Source organism: Frankia sp. CcI49 (genome assembly GCF_001983215.1).
In the GTDB taxonomy this organism is placed as follows: Bacteria; Actinomycetota; Actinomycetes; order Frankiales; family Frankiaceae; genus Parafrankia; species Parafrankia irregularis.
In genome coordinates this window covers 1-16,899 of record NZ_MOWP01000056.1, presented here as the reverse complement: position 1 = coordinate 16,899, position 16,899 = coordinate 1, and the positions used below count along the sequence as shown (strand labels likewise).

The 16,899-nt window shown below is 72.4% G+C and carries 14 protein-coding genes; 8 read left to right on the top strand and 6 right to left on the bottom strand.

Annotated features, from left to right (window positions below):
* Positions 1-255 precede the first annotated feature (255 nt).
* From CcI49_RS38615 to CcI49_RS38580, 8 genes are all read left to right on the top strand, one after another.
* Entirely contained in the window at positions 256-807 is a 552-nt protein-coding gene (locus CcI49_RS38615; RefSeq protein WP_198955756.1) for a TetR/AcrR family transcriptional regulator, read from the top strand.
* Between the two features lie 235 nt (positions 808-1,042).
* Positions 1,043-2,473 carry an aldehyde dehydrogenase gene (locus CcI49_RS38610; protein ID WP_076834690.1) on the top strand — a complete coding sequence of 477 codons (1,431 nt, stop codon included), beginning with the start codon at positions 1,043-1,045 and terminating at the stop codon, positions 2,471-2,473.
* Between the two features lie 141 nt (positions 2,474-2,614).
* On the top strand, positions 2,615-3,811 hold the full coding sequence (locus tag CcI49_RS38605) for a thiolase family protein (protein WP_054569924.1): 1,197 nt from the start codon (positions 2,615-2,617) through the stop codon (positions 3,809-3,811).
* Positions 3,808-4,275: an OB-fold domain-containing protein gene (locus CcI49_RS38600; protein WP_076834645.1), complete on the top strand. Its 468-nt coding sequence runs from the start codon at positions 3,808-3,810 to the stop codon at positions 4,273-4,275. The genes CcI49_RS38605 and CcI49_RS38600 overlap by 4 nt, the downstream gene beginning before the upstream one ends.
* 438 nt (positions 4,276-4,713) lie before the next feature.
* Positions 4,714-5,751, top strand: a complete 1,038-nt coding sequence (locus CcI49_RS38595) for a PDR/VanB family oxidoreductase (protein WP_076834688.1) — start codon at positions 4,714-4,716, stop codon at positions 5,749-5,751.
* Positions 5,752-5,824: 73 nt separating this feature from the next.
* Positions 5,825-6,640, top strand: coding sequence for an enoyl-CoA hydratase-related protein (locus CcI49_RS38590; protein WP_054569927.1), 816 nt, complete (start codon positions 5,825-5,827; stop codon positions 6,638-6,640).
* Positions 6,641-6,685: 45 nt separating this feature from the next.
* The gene (locus CcI49_RS38585; protein WP_076834643.1) at positions 6,686-7,762 is read left to right on the top strand and encodes a CaiB/BaiF CoA-transferase family protein; all 1,077 of its coding nucleotides are present in this window, start codon (positions 6,686-6,688) and stop codon (positions 7,760-7,762) included.
* A 58-nt stretch (positions 7,763-7,820) separates the two neighbouring features.
* Complete coding sequence (locus tag CcI49_RS38580; protein WP_241840537.1) at positions 7,821-8,279, top strand: hypothetical protein; 459 nt, start codon at positions 7,821-7,823, stop codon at positions 8,277-8,279.
* 63 nt (positions 8,280-8,342) lie between these two features.
* Here CcI49_RS38580 and CcI49_RS38575 read toward each other — a convergent pair whose 3' ends face one another.
* The 6 genes from CcI49_RS38575 to CcI49_RS38550 form a co-directional block, all read right to left on the bottom strand.
* The gene (locus tag CcI49_RS38575) at positions 8,343-8,981 is read right to left on the bottom strand and encodes a TetR family transcriptional regulator (protein ID WP_054569930.1); all 639 of its coding nucleotides are present in this window, start codon (positions 8,979-8,981) and stop codon (positions 8,343-8,345) included.
* Between the two features lie 231 nt (positions 8,982-9,212).
* A complete protein-coding gene (locus CcI49_RS38570; RefSeq protein WP_198955755.1) occupies positions 9,213-11,819 on the bottom strand; it encodes a CoA transferase in 2,607 nt (868 codons plus the stop codon).
* Positions 11,804-12,631 carry a crotonase/enoyl-CoA hydratase family protein gene (locus tag CcI49_RS38565; protein ID WP_083473747.1) on the bottom strand — a complete coding sequence of 276 codons (828 nt, stop codon included), beginning with the start codon at positions 12,629-12,631 and terminating at the stop codon, positions 11,804-11,806. The genes CcI49_RS38570 and CcI49_RS38565 overlap by 16 nt, the downstream gene beginning before the upstream one ends.
* Positions 12,632-12,705: 74 nt before the next feature.
* Positions 12,706-13,890: a hypothetical protein gene (locus CcI49_RS38560; RefSeq protein WP_054569931.1), complete on the bottom strand. Its 1,185-nt coding sequence runs from the start codon at positions 13,888-13,890 to the stop codon at positions 12,706-12,708.
* Positions 13,887-14,624, bottom strand: coding sequence for a zinc ribbon domain-containing protein (locus CcI49_RS38555; protein ID WP_054569932.1), 738 nt, complete (start codon positions 14,622-14,624; stop codon positions 13,887-13,889). Before CcI49_RS38555 ends, CcI49_RS38560 begins: the two co-directional genes overlap by 4 nt.
* An 83-nt stretch (positions 14,625-14,707) precedes the next feature.
* The gene (locus CcI49_RS38550; protein ID WP_076834684.1) at positions 14,708-16,162 is read right to left on the bottom strand and encodes an aldehyde dehydrogenase; all 1,455 of its coding nucleotides are present in this window, start codon (positions 16,160-16,162) and stop codon (positions 14,708-14,710) included.
* Between the last annotated feature and the right edge of the window lie 737 nt (positions 16,163-16,899).

The following is a 16,899-nucleotide window of genomic DNA, read 5'->3' as shown; positions in this document are numbered from 1 at the left end:
GACCAGTGGGCAGCCGACCTCGGAGCCGGCTCCGGCACCGATTCTCACCGGCACCCGACGGCCAGCCTCCAACAATGCCCGGCTGTGACGGCGGGCACATTTCGGCCGCATTGCAAAGCTGACCGGGACCCGACACCGGGCCATCCAGGCATAATCATCCCCATGCCACGCCCGAGCCGCCCGCTCCTGAGCCGGAAAAGCATTGTCGCGACATCCCTCGAACTAATCGACAGGGACGGTCTCGCGACTTTCAGCATGCCGGGCCTCGCCAGCGCGATGTCCGTTCGGGCGGCATCTCTTTACCATCATTTCCGCGACAAGGCGGAGATTCTCTCCGAGGTCGCCCGGTACATGGTCTCGCAGACCGCGATCCCGGCCCGGCCGAGCCGGGACGAGTGGCAGGAGTGGTTCGTGGCACTGGCCGCGAACCTGCGGGACGTCCTGCTGGAGCACCCCCACGCGGCCCCGCTGATGCTGCAGTTCCCGCCCCGCGACATCCTGGTCGCCGTCACCGAGAACTCCGCCGCCGTACTGGTCGAGTACACCGACTTCCCGAGCTACGTGCACATCCTGATTCTCGACACGCTGGAGAAGGTCACCCTCGGCGCCGCGCTGTCGGAGGTCATGAAGGCCCCGGAGAAGCGGGATCTCATTTATCCGCACGTGGACCACGTCGAGCACCCGATCCTCACCCGCGGGCTCGCMTCGAATCCGTGGACGGTGGACGAGATATTCCGCGAGTCGGTACGGGCACTGCTCGCCGGAGTCGCGACCCGGTTCGAGCAGCCGCGGGTCGGCACTCCTTGACCGCCACCTGATCACCCCCGGATCGCCCACAGCCGACATCGCGCACTCGTCAACGGCCACGGCGATCAGGCGACCGGTTGACCGGCCATCCCGACCCCATTAACCTACAACCTGTAGGTATCTGGCGTCGGGATGAGGACGAGTGCCGTCCCGCCGCCAGACCGATTCCCTGAGCACGAGCCGATCCGCCGCACCGCGACGGGTGGCCGGCCGGTCGGTTCGCGGAGGTGCCGGATTGGACAGGTCGACTCTCTTCATCGACGGTCAGTGGCTGGCCGCGCCACGGACGGTGGACGTGCTGGAGGCGGCCACCGAGAAGACGCTCGGCCAGGTCGCGCTCGCCGGGCCCACCCAGATCGACCTCGCGGTGACGGCGGCGCGGCGCGCGCTGCACGGCCCGTGGGCCGCACTGACCGGCCCCGAGCGCAGCGACCTGCTGAAGCGCTTCGCCGCCGAGCTGCGCACCCGCGCCGCCGATACGGCCGTACTGGTCAGCCAGGAGAACGGGATGCCGATCCGGCTCTCCCGCGCCGCCAACGGCTACAGCCCCGCGATGATCGTCGACTACTACGCGGATCTGATCAGGGACGCGGCACCCGACGAGATCCGGGCCGGCGTTCCGCGCGGGAGGACGATCGTCCAGCACCGGCCGGTCGGCGTCGTCGCCGCGATCACCCCGTGGAACTACCCGCAGCCGCTCGCCGCGATGAAGATCGCCCCTGCGCTCGCCGCCGGCTGCACCGTCGTGCTCAAGCCGGCACCGGAGACCACGCTCGACGCGCTGGTGTTCGCCGAGGCCGCGCTCGCCGCCGGCCTGCCCCCGGGGGTACTCAACATCGTGGCGGGTGACCGGGACGCCGGTTCGTACCTCGTCGCCCATCCGGGCGTCGACAAGGTCGCCTTCACCGGTTCGACCGCCGCCGGCCGGGCCATCGGCGAGGCCTGCGGACGGCTGCTGCGTCCCGTCACCCTGGAGCTCGGCGGCAAGTCCGCCGCGATCGTCGCCGCCGACGCCGACCTGGACCTGTTCGCGGCCCGCCTGCCCGAGGTCTCACTGGCGAACAACGGACAGACCTGCCACGCCTGCACCCGCATCCTCGCCCCCCGTGCCCGGTACGACGAGGTCGTGGACGCCGTCACAGAAACGGTGCGCGGCCTGACGATCGGGGACCCGCTGGAGCGGTCGACCGCGATCGGGCCGCTGGTCAGCGCGGCGCAGCGGGAGCGGGTGCTCGGCTATGTCGAGGCGGGGCGGGCCTGCGGGGCACGGCTGACGGTCGGCGGTGGCCGGCCCGCGGACCAGCCCGTCGGCTGGTTCGTCGAGCCGACCGTGTTCGCCGATGTCGACAACACCAGTGTCATCGCCCGCGAGGAGATCTTCGGCCCGGTTCTCTGCGTCATCCCCTACCGGGACGAGGCCGAGGCGGTGGCCCTCGCCAACGACTCCGACTTCGGCCTGGCCGGCTCCGTCTGGACCACCGACACCGAACGCGGCCTGGCACTCGCCGACCGGATCGAGACCGGGACCATCGGCCTCAACCACTACGCGCTCGACCTGGGCGCACCGTTCGGCGGGACCAAGGCCAGCGGCCTGGGCTGGGAGCTCGGGCCCGAAGGCCTCGCCCCCTACCGGCGGCACCGCTCGGTGTATCTGGCACCGGAGTGAGCGGTATCGGAGGATGTGGCATCGCAGCACGCGGTTCCGCGGAACCGTGCCATGTGGTGCGGTTCCGCGGAGCCGCGCGGCACATGGCGCCGCAGGACACGGCGCGCAGCAGGCAGGACACAGCACGGGAAGGTAGCGCCGATGACCGCTGACCGCACCGCGGCGATCGCCGGGCTGGGCATGACCGAACTGGGCAAGGTCTACGGCCGATCGGCGCGCGGCCTCGCCGCCGAGGCCGTCCGGCTCGCGGTCACCGACGCCGGCCTGCGGCTCGGCGACGTCGACGGCCTGCTGGTCAGCAACGGCCTGGCCGGCAAGGTCGGCGTGGAGCTGGCCGGTGCCCTCGGCCTCGGGCAGCTCGGCCTGCTCGCCGACATCAACGCGTTCGGCGCCACCGCCGGGGTGATGGTCGCCCAGGCCGCGCAGGCCATCGCCGCCGGCTCCGCCACCACCGTCGCCTGCGTGTTCGCCGACGCGCCGCTGGCCCCGAAGCGCAGCGCCGGCGAGGCCTGGGGTGGCGCGGGCCGCAAGCCCCGCGCGCTGACCGGACTGGCCGGCTGGCAGCTGGCGTCCGGCGGGGTCAACCCGAACATCCTGTACGCGCTCGCCGCCCGGCGGCACATGCAGCGTTACGGCACCACGTCGGAACAGCTGGCCGCGATCGCGGTCGCCCAGCGGGCGTGGGCGGCCGGCAACCCGCTGGCGGCGATGCGGGAACCGCTCACCGTGGCGGACCATCAGGCGTCCCGCCCGATCGCCGAACCGCTGCACCTGCTCGACTGCTGTCTGGTCAGCAACGGCGGCATCGCGGTCGTGGTGACCTCCGCCGAGCGGGCACGGGCACTGCGCCACCCGCCGGTGCACGTCCACGGGTACGCACAGGCACACGAACCCCGCCGGATGCACGCCGGCTCGCCCTGGGGCCTGGTCACCCCGGCGGCACGCAGTGGGCCGGCGGCGATGCGGATGGCCGGCATCGGGATCGGTGACGTCGACATCTGCGAGCTGTACGACTGCTACACCTACACCGTGCTGGTGACGCTGGAGGACTACGGGTTCTGCGAGAAGGGCGACGGCGGCGCGTTCGTCGGCGACGGCCGGCTCGCCCCCGACGGCAAGCTCGCCTGCAACACCGGCGGCGGCCAGCTGTCCTCCTACTACATGTGGGGGATGACCCCGCTGTCCGAGGCGGTGGTCCAGGCCCGCGGCGCCGGTGGCGCCCGCCAGGCGCCCCGCAACGACATCGTGCTGGTCAGCGGCAACGGCGGCATCCTCGAACATCACTCGACGCTGGTGCTCAGCCCGCACCCGCGGACGTCCTCAGGAGGCCTGGGATGAGCGACGGCGCGTTCCCGCCGGTCGCACGGGACGACGCGAGCGCGGCGTTCTTCGACGCGGCCGCGCGCGGTGAGCTGCTGGTGCGCCGCTGCCTCGACAGTGGCGACGTGCTCGGCCCGGAGGCCCGGACCTGTACCGGCTGCGGCTCGGCCCGGCTGGAGCCGTTCGTCGTCTCCGGTCGGGGTGTGTTGGTCACCTGGGCGGTCGTCCACCAGGTTCCGGTGTCGGCGCTGCGTGGCGCCGTCCCGTACGTGACCGCCGTCGTCGAGCTCGCGGAAGGCCCGTGGCTGCTGGTTCGCCTGGTCGGCACCGACGGTCGCGACCTGCGGGCGGGCCAGCCGGTGAGCGCCAGGTTCGTCCGGCCCCAGCGACCCGACGACGGCTCCGGAGCCGAAGGCGGCGAGGCTCCCGGCGAGGTCCTGCCGGTCTTCGCACCCGACGCACGCCTCACAGCGCGCGGCTAGCCGACGGTCAGCGCGGCCCACATCGCCACCCCGGCGAAGTGAGAATTTCGGTTGTTCGGGAGCCTGTCGCAGAGTGGCGCCGATCAAGATCGCTAGTCGGTGGGAGGCGTGGGGGCGCCCTCCATGAACGTGGCCGGACCTCCGAGGGTCCGGTAGCCCGGCTTGGTGAGTCGCAAGCGTGAAGGATTCTGGTTGTTCTGACGACCGAAATCCTTCACGCTTGCGGTTTGCCAGGCGATCTTGCACCCCTTTTGCCTTTATAGAGGCGAACTGCCGGTGCCGCGGGGATACCGAGCCTGCCGCCGCGAGGCCCGGATCGACATATCCGTCCCGCTGGCGATCTAGGCACGCCCACGGTAACCTAATGCCATAAGGTTTACGAGGTCGGCCGCTGTTCGCCGACGTCAACGTCTCGTAACTCGACAAGGGGTGAGGAACGTGCGCGCCCAGGAGCAGATCGAGGACCTGGTCGTCCAGCAGCGGGAGGCGGTCGCCGAGGGCGTCGTGTGCCTGACCATGGCCCGGCTGGACGGCGGCGCGGTGCCCGGCTGGGAACCGGGCGCCCACATCGACCTGCTGCTCGGCCCCGGGCTCGGCCCCGGGCTCGGCGCCAGCACCAGCACCGGCACCGGCACCGAGCCCGGGTCGCCGGCCGGCGGGGAGGAGCCCTTCGTCCGGCAGTACTCGCTGTGCGGCGACCCGGGTGATTCGTCCACGCTGCGCATCGCGGTGCTGCGGGCTCCGGGCGGGCGCGGAGGGTCGGCCTACGTCCACGACCGGATCGGTCCCGGGGACGTGGTGCGGACCCGCGGCCCGCGCAACCACTTCACGCTGGTCGACAGCCCGGAGTACCTGTTCGTCGCGGGCGGCATCGGCATCACGCCGATCATGCCCATGATCGAGAAGGCCGAGGCGGCCGGCGCCGAGTGGGCGCTGCTCTACGGGGGGCGGGCCAGGTCGTCCATGGCGTTCGCCGCGCAGCTCGCCGACCGCTACGGCGAGGACCGGGTGATGCTCCGTCCCGAGGATGAGTTCGGGCTGCTCGACCTGGCCGGCTTCCTCGGCGCGCCGCGCGACGGGGTCGCGATCTACTGCTGCGGCCCGGAGCCACTGCTTGCCGCGCTCGAGCGGCTGGCCGGCTCGTGGCCGGCGGGCGCGCTGCACCTGGAACGGTTCTCGCCGAAGGAGATCGTCGATGCGCCGGCCGCCGGCGAGTTCGTCGTCGAGCTCGCACGCAGCGGCACGGCGGTCACGGTGCCGGCCGGCAGATCGATCGTGGACGCCCTCGCCGACGCGGGGGTGGCGGTGCCGACGTCCTGCCGGGAGGGCACCTGCGGGACCTGCGAGACCGCGGTGGTCTCCGGGGTGCCCGACCACCGGGACTCGCTGCTGACCGAGGACGAACGGGAAGGCGGCACGGTGCTCATGCCGTGTGTCTCCCGGGCGCTGTCCCCCGTCCTCGTACTCGACTTGTGATATGTGATATGTGGTCAGTGATGAACGGGGCGGGACGGATGAACACGGGCTGGACGAACAAGGCGCGTAGGCCGTGACGGGGCCGGTGCTGGAGACGACGGAGGCCCGGCCGGGCGTCCTGCTGGTGCGGCTGAACCGGCCCCGCGCGCTCAACGCGCTGAACACCGAGCTCGTCGAAGGCCTACGTGAGGTGCTGGGCCGGATCCAGGACGACTCCCGGGTCCGCGCGGTCGTCCTCACCGGCGCCGGGCGCGGGTTCTGCGCCGGCCTCGACCTGAAGGGCTACGGGGAGATCCCCGGTGCCCCCGAGGCCGGGGAGGGGACGACGCAGGCCGGGATGCGGCTGCAGCGGCGCATCGCCGATCTCGCCGACGGGTTCCGCCGGGTGCGGGCCCCGATCATCGCCGCGGTCAACGGCCCAGCCGCCGGCGCCGGCCTGTCGATCAGCCTGTTCTGCGACATCAGGGTCGCGGCGGCCTCGGCGACCTTCCACGCCTCCTACATCCAGCGCGGGCTCGGTGGCTGCGACATCGGGGTGAGCTGGACGCTGCCGCGGATCGTCGGCTTCTCCCGCGCCGCCGACCTCCTGCTCACCGGCGGCTCCCTCGACGCCACCGAGGCCGAGCGGATCGGCCTGGTCTCCGCGGTCGTCCCCGACGACGGCCTGCTCGACGCCGCGCTCGACAAGGCGTCGGCCATCACCGCGCACAGCCCCTTCGCCGTGCGGATGACGAAGGAGGTGCTGTGGTCGAACCTGGAGATCCCCAGCTTCCGGGCCGCGCTCGACCTGGAGAACCGCAACCAGATCCTCTGCTCGACGACCGCGGACCATCAGGAGGCGGTCGCCGCCTTCCTGGAGAAACGCCCCGCGGTGTACACGGACCGTTGACGTCCTCACCCGCGTGAGCGCGGGAGATTCCAAGGCGAGGAGATCCTGATGGGCCCACTGACCGGGCTGCGCGTCCTCGAGCTGGCGGGTATCGGCCCCGGCCCGCACGCGGCGATGATCCTCGCCGACCTGGGCGCGGACGTCGTCCGGGTCGACCGCCCCGGCAGCACGGAACGTGAGCCGCTGCTGCGTGGGCGGCGCTCCGTCATCGCCGACCTCAAGACCGACGCCGGGCGTGAGCTGGTGCTGCACCTCGTCGCGAAGGCCGACATCCTCATCGAGGGCTACCGGCCCGGTGTCGCCGAACGGCTCGGGGTCGGCCCGGCCGAATGCCACGCGGTGAACCCGCGGCTGATCTACGGCCGGATGACCGGCTGGGGCCAGGACGGCCCGTGGGCCCGGCAGGCCGGCCACGACATCAACTACATCAGCCTGACCGGCGTCCTGCACGCCGTCGGCCGGGCCGGTGAGCGGCCGGTGCCACCGCTGAACCTCGCCGGTGACTTCGGCGGCGGGTCGATGTTCCTGGTCACCGGTGTCCTCGCCGCGCTCTGGGAGCGGGAACGCTCCGGGCTGGGCCAGGTCATCGACGCCGCGATGGTGGACGGCGCCAGCGTCCTGGCGCAGATGATGTGGTCGATGCGCAGCCTGGGCGGGTGGACCGACGACCGGGGCACGAACCTGCTCGACGGCGCCGCGCCGTTCTACGACACCTACGAGTGCGCCGACGGCGCCCACGTGGCCGTCGGCTGCATCGAGCCGCAGTTCTACGCCCAGATGCTGGCGCTGCTCGGCCTGGACGCCGCGGCCCTGCCCGACCAGTACGACCAGGCCGGCTGGCCGGCGCTGCGTGCGACACTCGCGGACGCCTTCCGAGCCCACCCCCGCGACCACTGGGCGAAGGTGTTCGACGGCTCCGACGCCTGCGTCACCCCGATCCTCAGCTGGGGCGAGGCGATCGAGCACCCCCACCTCGCCGCCCGCGGAACGCTGCTCGACCTGCACGGCGCCCCGCAGCCCGCCCCGGCCCCCCGCTTCTCGCGCACGGTGCCGGACCGGCCCACCGCAGCCCCCGAACCCGGCGCCCACGCCTCCGAAGTGCCCGCCGACTGGGGCATCTGACCAACACCGAGACCCGCTCCCGTCACATGTGATCATTGACTGTCGTGATCGGGAGCGGGTGGGACTCGATGATCCTCAGGCTGGCCGGTCGGCGATCTGCCCCTCGGAGGAAGATGCGGGCCACATTCATCCTGACCCCAGGGAGCTACCAGTGGCCGCTGGCGTACTGATCGCGGAGAGCCTGCGCACCGGAGCCGTGCTGAGCGATCTTCCCTTCTCCGTGCGGAAGATCCAACGATCGGCGTCTGGGAACGCCACCGCCGATCAGCCATCCGTCTGGACGCTGATCTTCTTCGACATCGCTGATACCGAAGCCGAGGCCCTGGCCACTCAACTCAGCGAAGCTCTGGATGCACCCGGTTGGTACGTGGACCTGCATACCGCCCAGGAGACCTTCATCGTGTTTCCCATCCGGGTTTTTCGCTACCCACGGGGCGACTCTCAGGGGCGCGCCGAGGCCGAGGACTACGGCCGCGCCCACGGCATCCCCGACTCGCAGCTCGACTGGCCGACCTGACGTCGGGCCTCGGTGTCACGGCTGTGCGGCGTCACGGCTGTGCGGTGTCAGAGCCGTGCGATGTCAGGGCTGTGCGGGCACCAGGTCGGCCGGGTTGACCGCGCCGCGCAGCAGGCAGCGCAGGGACTCGGCGTAGATCTCCGCGGCCGAGCGGGAGTTGGCGTCCATCGCCGTCGCCAGCGCCGGCAGCTTCTCCGGCTCCACACCGGAGAAGATCCGCGCCCGGTCCGCGGGAGACTTCATCGCCTCGGTGAGTACTGCCCCCAGCACCATCTTGTCCAGACCGTCGATGATCAGCAGGCGCTGCTCGGCCGGCACCCCGACCTCCGCGAGCACCGTCGCGGCCTCCTCGTACACCTCGGTCAGGACGTCCCGGGGCAGGTACTGCAGCAGGACCAGAGCTGCGTTGCTGTGGCGCAGCACCGCCCGCCGGAAGCTCAGGCCCAGGCCGACGAACCACTCCATCCAGGCGTCCCCCAGGTGCTCGCTCGGCGGGCGTGCCTCCAGCACGATCTCCCGCGCGACCGCGGCCAGGATCTCGGCCTTGTCCGTGAAGTGGTGGTAGAGAGACGGAGTGCGGACCTGCAGCCGGGTCGCCAGCCGCGGCAGGCTGAACGTCTCCAGGCCCTCCTCGTCGATGAGGCGAAGCGCCGTCTCGATGACGAGCCGGCGGCTGAGGAGTGGTTGGGACGGCCTGGGCATCTGACCATTGTCCAACATGCCCGGCCGAACACGTCCGATCCCCAGGTCGCAGCCGCGCCGGGCAACGCCGGGCCCAGGTCGCCCACGACCACCGGCACGCCTGAAACCGTGGTCCCGAGGCGAGGTCGACCACCCGAGGAGTGAAGGATCTTGGTCGTCCTGACGACCGAAATCCTTCACTCTTGTCCGGTAGCAACACGCCGCCTTGTCCGGTAGCAACACGCCGCCAGGTCAGGTCAGGGCAGGCTCCGGCGGCGGCTGCAGGACGCCGGCCTCGGCGAGGCGGTCGATCTCGTCCTCGGTCAGCCCCAGCAGGGTCCGGCAGATCTCCCAGGTGTGCTCGCCCGGCACCGGCGCCGGACGCAGCGGCGGGTCCGCGATGGTGGAGAACCGTGCGATGCGGGCGTTCGCCGGCACCGGCCGGGACAGCAGCGGGTGCTCCAGCGTCCGGAACGACTGCCGTGCGACCAGCTGCGGATCGGTCAGCTCCTCGGGCAGCCGGACCATCGCGCCCGCCGGGACACCGGCTTCCTGCAGTGTGGCGGTGACCTGCGCGGGCGTACGCTGCGCGGTCCACCGGGAGATCAGCTCCTCGACCTCGGCCCATCTGGTCCATCGCCCTCCGGCGGTGGCGAGCTCGCCCACCGCCAGCTCCGGCCGGCCGAGCACCGTCGTCAGCCGGGCCCAGTGCTCGTCGCCTCGGACGTCGACCACGCACCACTCGTCGTCACCCGCGCAGGGCAGCACCGCCGCGACGATGTTCCCGGCGCCGCCGTCCACCGTTCCCGGGGCCGCCGTTCCCGGGGCCGCCGATCCCGGGGCGAGTGACGCGGCGGCGAGGGCCGGGCCCAGGGGCATCACGGCGACGTCCGCCTGCGCGGTCTCCAACGCCGCGCCCCGGCCCGAACGGGCCCGCCTGATCACCGTGGCGAGCGCGGCGACGGCAGTCACATGCCCGGCGATGTGGTCGGGGTAGACCGTCGAACCGTCGCAGTACGCCTGGCTGTCCGTCGCGGCGCGCGTCGGGTCCCGCCACAGGGCGGAGACCCCGCAGGAGGAACGGACCAGCGGGCCGTAGCCCATCCGCCCGCTCCACGGCCCGCGCGAGCCGAAGGCACTGCTGTCGGAGACGATGATCCTCGGGTTGATCTCGGCGAGCTGGGCGTGGGAGAGGCCCAGCGACTCCAGGGTGCCGGGCTTGAAGTTCGCCGCGACGATGTCCGCGTGCCGCACCAGCTCCCGGAACAGGGCGGCGCCCGGCTCGCTGCGCAGGTCGAGGCCGAGACCGCGCTTGTTCCGCTGGCCCCAGGCGAAGGACGCGTTCATCCCGCCGCCCCGGCGGGTCTGGCGCAGCCCGTCCGGGAAGGCGTTGTTCTCGATCTTGATGACGTCGGCGCCCTGGTCGGCGAACAGCCGGCCGAGCTCCGCGCCGAACACGATCACCCCCAGGTCGAGCACGCGCAGGCCGGCCAGCGGCCCGTCCGCCGGATCCCCGGGGATGCCCAGGTCGGGCTCCGGCCCCCRCTCCCCTGCTTGGCCCAGCGCCCCGCCGTCCAGCGCCGCTCCGCCCGGCGCCGCTCCGCCCGGCGCCGCTCCGCCCAGGAGCAGCTCGGTGTGTTCGCCGAGGTTCGGGGCCCGGTGACGCAGCCCGGCGCGGACGCCGTCGACCGAGACGTAGCCGGACGGAACCCTGGCCCGCAGCCCCTCGGCGATCTCGGCGTCGACGAGGGTGCCGGTCTCGGCGAAGTGGTCGGCCGCCAGCACCTCGCCGGGGGTGAGCACCGCGGCGATCGGGACCCCGCGCCGGGTCCCCTCCGCGACCAGCTCGTCGCGCCGCACGCCGGCGAACAGCGCCCCGATCAGCGGATGCAGCCGGTCGGCGGCGGCGAACCGGGCGGGGATGGTGTCGTAACTCGGGTCGGCGAACTCCGCCGGCTCCCCCAGCCAGGCGAACATCGCCCGCCACTGCCGCCGGGCGAGCAGGCAGATCCGCACATGCCCGTCGGCGCAGGGGAACACGGGGTAGAAGGCGCTGGCGTCAGGACGGTCCCGGGGGAAGCCCTCCGGCCGGCCGGCGGCGGCCGACCCCTGGGTACCGAAACCGGGATCGAACCCGTGCACGACCGCCTCGTGCGCGCTGACGTCGACGAGCTCACCGGCACCGGTCCGCAGCCGCCGGACGTAGGCGACCAGCGCCACCCAGGCCGCGTGCACACCGACCGTCTGGTCGACCAGGCCGGCGGGCGGCAGCACCGGGCGGGCCCCGGGCAGCCCGGAGCGGGCCAGCACACCGCCGAGTGCGGCGAGCACCGGCTCGGTCGCGGTGAAGTCCCGGTAGGGCCCGGAGCGGCCGAAGGCGGTGATCGAGACGATGACCAGCCGCGGATGCCGGGCCGACAACTCCTCGGGTGTCAGGCCCCGGGCCCGCGCGGTCGCCTCACCGGACGAGTCGAGCAGGATGTCGGCCATGCTGGCGAGCTCGTGCAGCCGCTCGCGGCCCGTCTCGTCATCCAGGTCGAGCACCAGCCCGAGCTTGCCGGCGTTGCGCAGCGCGAACGCGACCGGCTCCGCACGGCCCGGCGAGCCACCGGGCGGCTCGATCCGCAGCACCTCGGCGCCGAGGTCGGCGAGGTAGCGCCCACATGACTGCGCCGCTCCCTCGGTGAGGTCGAGGACGCGCACCCCCCACAGCGGCAGCGTCCGCGCGGCGACCTGATCCGCGACCTGATCGGTGACCTGATCGGTGACCGGCCGCGCTCCGGTCGAGGTCGCCCCGATCGAGGTCGCCGCAGGCCAGATCGACGCGGGCCAGATCGACGCCGTCAACGTCCCGTCCACTTCGGCTCCCGCTTCTCGGCGAACGCCCTTGCGCCTTCCTTCCCGTCCTCGCTGGCGAAGACGACTTTCACGGCCTGGTTGCTGATCCGCCAGACCTCACGCTCCCAGTCGGAGCCGGCGGAGCCGGTGGCGTGCATGACGCGCTTGCTCTCCTGCACCGCCAGCGGGGCGTTCGCCGCCACCGTCCGGGCAAGCTCGAGGGCGAGCTCCAGGGCCGTGCCGGCAGGCGCGACCCGGTTGACCAGACCCAGCTCGTAGGCCCGCGCAGCGGAGATCGGCTCGCCGGTCAGCACCGCCTCCAGCGCGATCCTCATCGGGATCTGGCGCTGCAGCCGGATCACCCCGCCCGCGGCGGCGAACAGCCCGCGCTTCACCTCGGGCAGCCCCAGCGCTGCGGTCTCGTCGATGACGGCGAGGTCGCAGGCCAGCATGATCTCCGTGCCGCCGCCGAGCGCGAAGCCGTTGACGGCGGCGATCGTCGGCTTGCCGACCCAGTGCTGGGCGATCCCGGCGAAGCCCCGTTCGGGGTGCTCGACGTCGTCGACCCGGTTGCCGGCGGCCAGTTCCCTGAGGTCGGCGCCCGCGCAGAAGGCACGGCCCGCGCCGGTGATCACGATCGCGCGGACCTCGGGGTCGGCCTGCGCCTGCTCGAGCGCGGCCCCCGCGTCCACCGACAGCCGCGCGTTCACCGCGTTGAGCGCCCGCGGGCGGTTCAGGGTGACGACACCGACGTGGCCGTCGTGACGTGTGAACAGCGCCGCGGGCTCCTCGCCGCCGGCGTCGGTCACCTGGGAGGACGGATTCGTGGTCATTGTGTTCAGTCCCCTTCGGTTCTCGGCCGCCCCGCCGGCTGGCGCGGCGGCCGAGAACGGTCTCGATGCGACGATCACCGGCCGGCGAGCGTTCGCTGCGACCCGAGCAGGGTCGCGCTCACCAGCGGTGCCATCGGCCCTCCCAGCAGCAGCGAGAGGTCCGCACCCGGCACCTGGTTGACCGACGTCCCGCGGATCTGCCGGACGGCCTCCAGGACCAGCCCGATCCCGTGGACGAACCCCTCGGCGATGTTGCCGCCGGCGGTGTTGATCGGCAACCGCCCGTGCGGGGCGGTCAGGTTCTCGACGGTCATGAACCGCCCGGCCTCCGGCCCGGGCGGGCACAGCCCCAGGTCGATCAGCGCGGCGACCGCCGGCCCGCTGAAGTTCTCGTACACCTGGACGACGTCGACCTCGCCGGCCTTCACCCCGGCCCCGTCCCACAGCCGCCGCACCAGCTCGGGGTGGAACCCGGCGCTGGTGTAGCTCGTCTCGTTCTCCGCGGACTCACTCCAGCCGCGGGTCGCGCCCTGCACCCCGGACAGGATGAACGCCGGCCGCTCGACGAGCTCACGGGCCCGCCGCGCCGACGTGACGACCACCGCGGCCGCCGCGTCGTTCTCCCGGGAGCAGTCGTAGAGCCGCAGCGGCTCGGAGATCCACCGCGCGTCGGCGTAGACCGCCGGGTCGAGTGGACGTCCGTAGGCGACCGCCGCCGGGTTGTTCTGCGCGTGCGTGTAGTCGGCCTGCACCAGGGCTTCCAGGGCCGAGCGTGGCACCCCGTCGACCTCCAGCAGACGCTGCGTCCGCAGCGCGCAGATCTGCGCCGGGGTGAGCAGGCCGTGGCTGTGCAACAGCGGCGGGAAGTGCCCGCGGCCGTAGCTGCCGCGCCCGTCGTCGACCTCGGTGATCCCGCGGTAGACGACGACGTGCTCGGCCTGGCCGCAGGCCACCGCCGCGGCGGCGGCGTTCACCGCGGCCGCGACCCCGCCGCCACCGCCGCCCCACACCATGGTCGACCAGCGGATCTCGTGCACCCCCAGCGCCGAGCCGACCGCGATGCCCTCGTTGGCATCGTTCGCGTATGACACGAACCCGTCGAGGGACCGGGGGTCGAGCCCTCCGTCCGCGCACGCCGCCAGCACGGCTTCCAAGGTCAGCCGCAGCGCCGAGGCGGGCGCCGTCCCCCGCTTGCGGTACGCGGTGGTGCCGATCCCCACCACGGCTGCGGCCCCGCACAGCGAACCGTTCGTCGTCACGAGATCCTCCAGCGCAGCAGCGGAACCCCGACCGGCGTGGCCGGCGGGTCGAAGTCGCCCTTCACCGGCAGGCCGATGCGGATGTCGGCGCCGTCGGCGTCGCGCAGCACGCCGAGCACCCGGCGCCCGCCCGCGGCCGGCAGTTCCACGAGCACCACGACGTACGGCAGGTGGCCGCGCACCTCGGGGGCGAACGGCTGCCAGGTCCTGGTCCAGGAGAAGATCCGGCCTTCCGGCGCCACGACCGGCCACTCCAGCTCGAACCCGTGACAGGCCGGGCAGATCGGCCGCGGCGCCCAGATCCACTCACCGCACCCACCGCAGCGCTGGATCCGCAGTTCGCCCTGACGCGCCGCCGCCCAGTGCGGTGCGTCCAGCCCGTCGAGCTCGACCGGCGCCAGCACCGGCGGCGTGTCCGGCACGTTGCGGACGTCCGAGACCCGCCAGCCCTGCGGCAGGCGGATCCAGCGCGACCGCAGCACGACCCGCTCGCCGGCGACACCGCTGTAACGGATATGTGCGGTCATCAGGCCGTCGTCGCCCGGCGCGATGCTCAGCACCTCCGAACCCGACATCCGGTCGGGCAGCGCGGCCGAGGCGACGAGCTGCCCGATCCGGTCGGGCCGGAAGTCGGCGAGCGTCGCCCGCTGGTCACCCGCGGCGACGACCTGGCCGTGCCGCTCCACCACCGGCGGCAGGTCCGCCGGGACGCCTGGGGCGATGTCAGCGCCCATACCTGGCTCCTTCGTCGTCATCTCCGCCCTGATCTCCGTCCCGACGCCCGCGCCGGTCCGTCCCGGCTCTGTGCCGGGACCGGTCAGGAGAACAGCGGCTCCATGCCCGGGGTGAGGTTGACCGTCTTGAGCTCGTAGTAGGACGTCACCGCCTCGGCACCGGTGTCGCGGCCGACGCCTGAGCACTTCACCCCGCCGAACGGTGCCTCGGTGTTGTAGGTGAAGGAGTTGACGCTGAACGTGCCGGTCCGCACCCGGCGGGCGACGTCCGCGGCGCGCTGCGGGTCGGCGGTGAACACCGCGCCGTGCAGGCCGTAGTCGGAGTCGTTGGCGATCGCGACCGCCTCGTCGACGGTGTCGTAGGCCAGCACCGTGACGACGGGGCCGAAGATCTCCTCACGGGCGATCCGCATCGCGTTGGTCGCGCCCGTGAACACGGTCGGCTGCACGTAGCAGCCCCTCTCCAGGCCTTCGGGCACCCCGCCGCCGGTCGCCACGGTGGCACCTTCGGACCGCCCGATCCCGATGTATCCGAGCACCCGCTCCTGATGCCGCCGCGACACCAGCGGGCCCATCGTGGTGGACGCGTCGAACGGGTCCCCGACCAGGAACGACTCCGCGGTCGCCACCAGCGCGCCGACGACCTCGTCGAACCGGGTGCGCGGCACCAGCACCCGGCTGAAGGCCGCGCACACCTGGCCGGTGTTGAAGAACGAGCCGACCGCGAGCCCCGCCATCGTCGTCGGGATGTCGGCGTCGTCGAGCACGATCGCCGCGGACTTGCCCCCGAGCTCCAGCTGGAGGCGCTTGAAGCTCGCGCCGCCCTCCCGGCCGATCTCCCGGCCGGCCGCCGTCGACCCGGTGAAGCTGACCTTGTCGACCTCCGGGTGGCTGACGAGCGCCCGCCCGGTGTCGGCACCACCGGTGATGTAGTTGAACACCCCGGGCGGCAGCTCCGCGCCGGTCAGTGCCTCAGCGATGTGAAAGCCGTCCAGCGGGGTCTCCGGCGCCGGCTTGTACACGACGCTGCAACCTGCCACCAGCGCCGGGATGATCTTCCCGATCGCCATGTTGAACGGGCCGTTCCATGGCGCGATCGCCGCGACCACACCCACCGGCTCGCGCACCACGGCCGCCGGGCCGTACATCGTCTGCCGGACCTCGCTCAGCGGATTCTTCCTAGCCACGTCGAGGAAGAACCGCCCGGCGCCGAGAGCGGCCGGGATCTGCATGCCCGCGATCGTCGTCGGCAGCCCCATCTCCGAGGTCACCAGCCGGCCGATCTCCCCGAGCCGCGGTTCCAGCGCGGCGAGGGCCGCTTCGAGGACGTCGGCCCGCTCCTCGGGCGACCGATCCCGCCAGCTGCCCCGGGTGAACGACTGCCGTGCCGCCAGCACCGCGGCGTCGACGTCCTGCGGGCCCGCGTCGGGAACCTCGCCGATCACCTCCTCGGTGGACGGCGACACCACCGAAACGCGGGCGGACGAGGCCGGCGTGCGCCACTCACCATCGATCAGAAGCTGGTCCCCAGTGGTCATCTGTGTCATCCCTTCGGCTCGGCGAACGTCACGGCCCACCGCACCGAGCGCCGGCCGGTCGAGTCGTGTCGAGGCCGCGGCAGGCCGTCCGGGACGTCGCACCTTCACCGCCCGTTCCGCTCGTTCGCCGGACAGACGGAGGTGGCACAGACCTGGAACCTCGCCGCAGTGATCATCCACAGATGAGCCTAATGCCTTTAGGTAACTGTGTCCATAGCTGTGCTCACGAACGGCAGTCAGCCGCGGATCAGACCGACCACGCGCCGTCGGAACCCGTGATCAGCGCCCGCGACCGGCGCATACCGCAGGCGATGGCGATGGGCACCCGGCCGTCGTCGTCGACCGCACGACGCGCCGGCATCCGTTGCCGTAGGGCGAGGATCTGATGATCACTGTTGCCAGGGATCGGGCAGCAAGATCCAGCGCGATACCAGATCCGATGATGCCGCTGATGCCGCCGCTTCCGAGCAAGACCTGACGATTGCGGCTGTTGTAGCAACCGAAATCCTCAGCACTTGCGGATCGTAGGTGGCACCACGTCCCGTATGCGCCTATTGGCGGAAACTGCCGGCGCTGGCAGGCGCCGCGGGAGCTGCGGTGGATCGCCGTGTACCGAGCGAGTGGGTGCTGTGGTGAACGCAGAAATGCCGATGGGGTTGCCCCCGGCCACAAGACCAGAAACAACCCCATCGGAAAGAAGTCCGGCGGCGTCCTACTCTCCCACGCGGTCCCCCACG

Excerpts from the sequence above, each read along its gene's own strand:
- CcI49_RS38605 (WP_054569924.1), top strand. The coding sequence starts at position 2,615 with ATGACCGCTGACCGCACCGCGGCGATCGCCGGGCTGGGCATGACCGAA.
- CcI49_RS38600 (WP_076834645.1), top strand. The coding sequence starts at position 3,808 with ATGAGCGACGGCGCGTTCCCGCCGGTCGCACGGGACGACGCGAGCGCG.
- CcI49_RS38575 (WP_054569930.1), bottom strand. The coding sequence starts at position 8,981 with ATGCCCAGGCCGTCCCAACCACTCCTCAGCCGCCGGCTCGTCATCGAG.
- CcI49_RS38565 (WP_083473747.1), bottom strand. The coding sequence starts at position 12,631 with ATGACCACGAATCCGTCCTCCCAGGTGACCGACGCCGGCGGCGAGGAG.
- CcI49_RS38555 (WP_054569932.1), bottom strand. The coding sequence starts at position 14,624 with ATGGGCGCTGACATCGCCCCAGGCGTCCCGGCGGACCTGCCGCCGGTG.
- CcI49_RS38550 (WP_076834684.1), bottom strand. The coding sequence starts at position 16,162 with ATGACCACTGGGGACCAGCTTCTGATCGATGGTGAGTGGCGCACGCCG.